Origin of the sequence: Barnesiella sp. CU968, from assembly GCF_905219685.1 — a bacterium.
Taxonomy (GTDB): Bacteria; Bacteroidota; Bacteroidia; order Bacteroidales; family Muribaculaceae; genus Lepagella; species Lepagella muris_A.
In genome coordinates, this window is the sequence record NZ_CAJMXD010000303.1 from 1 (window position 1) to 3,618 (window position 3,618).

Below are 3,618 nucleotides of genomic sequence, written 5' to 3' on the forward strand. Positions count from 1 at the left end.
TCTTTTACTCTTTTTTCAATGTCTGACATATCAATAAGATTTTTTAGATGTTAATAATTTTTCTTATTTTTCTTTATTTCAGAGTGCAAAGTAAATCAAAATATTTCAATTATGGAAATTTTTCATTAAAATGTGCACAAAAAATTTGCTTTTGTGCATGATTTTATACACAAAAGCAAATTTATCATTGCTCCGGTTTACAGGAACCGGAATATTCACTCTGTATTATTCTATTGTCCAGCTTTCGCAGGTCTTTAGTATCATGTCGCGCAGAGAGGTGAAACCTTTCTTCTCACTGACCTCTGCGACCTGACGCTCGACCTCCGTCTCATACGAAGGCGCCTGATAGTCGCGGATGACACCCAGTGCCACAGGGAGCTCGTGTCCGTCCATCATAGCGAGTTGCTGCTGCAGGAAGTTCTGCTCGCAATGAGCGTCATGCACCAGCACATCCTCGATTGTATAGCCGTCTTCACCCACTGTAACCGCCTTCAGTCCGAAACCGTCCTGGACCAGACCTTTGTCCATATTCTTTCCGAAAAGCATCTTCTCGCCGTGACGTAGAAGAATAGTATGGTCGGCTCGCTGATCTTTGTCCGTAAAATATGAATGCACGCCGTTGTTGAATATCACGCAGTTCTGAAGAACCTCAACGACAGCCGCACCCTTGTGACGTGCAGCGGCAACCATGCAGTCGCGTGTGATGTCGAGTGTGATGTCTATGCCGCGGGCAAAGAAGTTACCCCTCGCGCCGAAACACAATTCTGCGGGAATGAAGGGATCCTCGACAGTGCCGTAAGGACTCGATTTCGTCACAGCCCCGCGGTCGGATGTCGGTGAATACTGTCCTTTGGTAAGACCGTATATCTTGTTGTTGAAAAGAAGCATGTTGATATCCACATTGCGGCGCACTGCATGAATGAAGTGATTGCCGCCGATGGCGAGTCCGTCGCCGTCGCCTGATATCTGCCATACTGTAAGCTCAGGGTTGGCGGTCTTGACACCGGTTGCGATTGCAGCCGCACGACCATGGATGGTATGCATGCCGTATGTGTTCATATAATAGGGAAGACGCGAGGAGCAACCGATACCTGATATTACGGCTGTGTCTTTGGGAGCGACTCCTATCACCGCCATCGCTTTGTGAAGCACATTGAGAATGGCATGGTCTCCGCAGCCGGGACACCAGCGGGCGTTCTGGCTGTTCTTATAATCGGCGGGCGTATAGCCCGTGGTCTTTGTCTCTTCCATTGTTAGAGTTTTTGATTGGGTTATACTTCCGTTATCTGTTTTCCATATGCGAGATCACTCCTTCCACCACCTCGCTTACGAGGAAGGGCTGTCCTTCGATCTTGTTGATGCGGAGAACCTCTTTGCCGGGCAGATGCATCTGCAGATAGTCTGCGAACATACCCGTGTTGAGCTCGGCTACAATGATGCGTTTGTATTTCGAAAGAACCTCTATCGCGTTCTCGGGCAGAGGATTGATATAGCGGAATTGCCAGAAGGCGACCTTGCGGCCGGAGGCGTTGAGTTCTGTGGCTGCTGTCAGCAGATGACCGTATGTGCCTCCCCAGCCGAGAAGGATAGTGTCGGCATCCTCATCGAACATCGGCTGCATCCTGGGTATGTCGCGTGCTATACGCGCCACTTTCTCCCGACGTGTCTCTACCATACGTGCGTGGTTCCTGGCATCTGTCGAGATGACAGATGTGTCGTAATCTTTCTCAAGACCGCCCACACGGTGCATGCCTTTTTCCATGCCGGGAATTGACCAGTATCTCACCAGCGTGTCGTTGTCGCGGTCATACGGTTTCCAGCCTTGTTCCAGACGTTCCGCAGATACGAGCGGCACCTTGATTTCCGGATAATCGTCTTTCTCGGGCACACGCCACGCCGATGAACCGTTGCCGATAAAGGCGTCGGTAAGAAGAATGACGGGGGTCATGTGTTCAATGGCTATGCGACATGCCTGAAACGCCATCTCGAAGCAGTCGGTAGGACTGACCGCCGATAGCACACAGAGAGGCGACTCGCCGTTGCGGCCGTAAAGAGCCTGCATGAGGTCGGTCTGCTCTGTTTTGGTAGGAAGACCTGTTGAGGGACCTCCGCGCTGAACATCGATAACCACAAGCGGAAGCTCTGCCATGACGGCAAGTCCGATAGCCTCCGATTTCAACGCAAGACCGGGACCTGACGTGGATGTCACCGCGAGGTGACCGGCATATGACGCTCCTATTGCGGAACATACGCCGGCAATCTCATCTTCCATCTGACATGCCTTGACACCGAGGTCTTTGCGTTTGGCAAGCTCGTGGAGTATGTCGGTGGCGGGGGTAATAGGATAAGAACCCAGGAAAAGAGGATGTCCGCTCTTCTCGGATGCCATTATAAGCCCCCAGGCGGTAGCGGTGTTTCCGGTAACGTCTATATAGGTGCCTTTCTCCGCCGAAGCTGTCTCGATGCGGTATACAGGCATGGAGCTGTGCGTGTTGTGACCATAATCCCATCCGGCTTTCACAACCTTTGCGTTAGCTTCGTATACTGCCGGCTTCTTGGCGAATTTTGCCTGAAGTTTTTTGAGCACGCCCTCTACCGGACGGTCAAACAGCCAGCAGATGATGCCCAGTGCAAGCATGTTCTTGCACTTCATCATACCTTTCTGGTCAAGACCGGAATCGGCAAGTGTGGACTTAAGAAGCGTGGTCATCGGCACGAGCATGATCCGCGCCGGATTGATGCCGAGTTCGGCTACCGGATCCGCTGTGGAATATTCCGCCTTTTTGAGATTCTGCTCGGTGAACGAGTCTCCGTCGCATACGATGATCCCATCTGGCTTGAGATAGCGGAGATTGGTCTTGAGGGCGGCGGGATTCATCGCGACAAGCACATCAGCCTGGTCGCCGGGGGTGTGCACATCCTTACCCACACTCACCTGATAGCCCGACACTCCGCTCAGCGAACCCTGGGGCGCGCGGATCTCTGCCGGATAATCCGGGAACGTGGAGATCTGGTTTCCTTCTCCGGCGGAAATGTTGGAAAAGATATTTCCCGCAAGCTGCATGCCGTCGCCTGAGTCGCCGGCAAAGCGAATCACCACCTTGTCGATGGTCTTTACATTCGTTTCCTGTAACATAACGAAGGTTGTTATTGTGTTTTTTGGTATTTGTCAATCTGAAGATTGTTTGGCAAAATAACATCTTATTCCCCAATTCCACAAATATTTTAGCAACAAAAATTCCCCATCTGCTATAAAGCATATGGGGAATCTATTTCTTTTAAATAATTATCGAATTTCAAGGGGCGGCAACCCCTTCGCTGAAATTGTATGCTCAGCCGGCTACTGCCGGCGGTTTCAGCGGATATAGACCTTGACAGCCTCGCCGTTCGCCTTTACCGCGACATATATTCCCGGCTGGAGTCCGATGCCGGAGACGCGGCGTCCGTTGAGGTCGTAGACAACTCCTCCGGCGGGAACTATTATATCGCGCCCGTCGACAACCACCGGTTCGTCATCTCGGATTGTCTCATCCACTCCAGATCCGGTGTCATCGGAGCCTTTGAGGCGGTAAAGCATCACTTTCCCTTGTGATGACGTATAATTCAGGAAACGGGGCT

At 51.4% G+C, this 3,618-nt stretch carries 3 protein-coding genes; all 3 read right to left on the bottom strand.

Annotated features, from left to right (window positions below):
- Positions 1 to 225 precede the first annotated feature (225 nt).
- The gene (locus JX312_RS10595; RefSeq protein WP_124029433.1) at positions 226 to 1,251 is read right to left on the bottom strand and encodes a 2-oxoacid:ferredoxin oxidoreductase subunit beta; all 1,026 of its coding nucleotides are present in this window, start codon (positions 1,249 to 1,251) and stop codon (positions 226 to 228) included.
- A gap of 31 nt (positions 1,252 to 1,282) precedes the next feature.
- Entirely contained in the window at positions 1,283 to 3,136 is a 1,854-nt protein-coding gene (locus JX312_RS10600) for a 2-oxoacid:acceptor oxidoreductase subunit alpha (protein WP_204457974.1), read from the bottom strand.
- A 219-nt stretch (positions 3,137 to 3,355) separates the two neighbouring features.
- Positions 3,356 to 3,618, bottom strand: a 263-nt coding sequence (locus JX312_RS10605; RefSeq protein ID WP_204457975.1) for a hypothetical protein, incomplete at its 5' end; no start/stop codon positions are given.